The organism is Oleiphilus sp. HI0123 (assembly GCF_001635315.1).
In genome coordinates this window covers 1-778 of record NZ_LWGE01000460.1, presented here as the reverse complement: position 1 = coordinate 778, position 778 = coordinate 1, and the positions used below count along the sequence as shown (strand labels likewise).

Below are 778 nucleotides of genomic sequence, written 5' to 3'. Positions count from 1 at the left end.
AAAAGAAAGCGGTTATGACAGCACTTTGTCTATGGCTCGGCATCTTAATTGGCTATCAGCTTTATTTCTTTCCAGAAGCCTTGCAGGCTTACCAGTTACGCCCCTAAACGCAGAGCCGTCTGATCAAGACTCAAGATTTATACGGCCTAAGTAACCATATCAGAAATTTGACGAGAGATTGCTTGCAGACGCTGAAGCGGGTCGCTCATTTCATAAAGATGCTGTTTCTGTTTATTGCCTAGCGGCAGTAACTCAGTCAAGCGCCAGCCTACTTGGCGCCCATCTTCATAATCAATATCCATATTCAAATCGCGAACAAAGGGGTGTTTGACCAGAGCCTGCAGTACCACACGCAGCTCATCAAACTCCTCGGGCAAGTCAATATGCTGCTCTTCACCAATAGCCTCAAGCTCGGCATACCAGACGCCATTTTCACGTTCTTCAAGTGAGGATAGTTTGACTTGTTCCAGACCTTCAACCGTCAGATTTAACACCCCGGTACTAGGCGTCTTGCCAAAATCTACAATTTGAACACGCGTGCCAAGTTCATAGAACTGCCCTTCTCGCACGTGTTCAGTCGGTGCATTTTCACTGCACATCAACACTGCCACAAAGCCTTCGCCTTGCTTCATCGAATCAGCAATCATATCTAAATAGTGCGGCTCAAAAATCTGCAAAGGAATACGACCTTGCGGACAGACAATAGCATTGAGCGGTAACAGCGGCAGTTTCATAGTTTATTCAGGTATTCACGGTTGGCTTTTAAGTAAGCATAGAC

At 46.0% G+C, this 778-nt stretch carries 1 protein-coding gene; it reads right to left on the bottom strand.

All coding sequences use genetic code 11. From position 1 onward, the window contains the following. Window positions 1-146 precede the first annotated feature (146 nt). Window positions 147-734, bottom strand: coding sequence for an LON peptidase substrate-binding domain-containing protein (locus A3761_RS04435; RefSeq protein ID WP_082865204.1), 588 nt, complete (start codon window positions 732-734; stop codon window positions 147-149). Between the last annotated feature and the right edge of the window lie 44 nt (window positions 735-778).

What these genes read in the sequence shown, in the direction of transcription:
- A3761_RS04435 (WP_082865204.1), bottom strand. Translation starts at nt 734, where the DNA reads ATGAAACTGCCGCTGTTACCGCTCAATGCTATTGTCTGTCCGCAAGGT.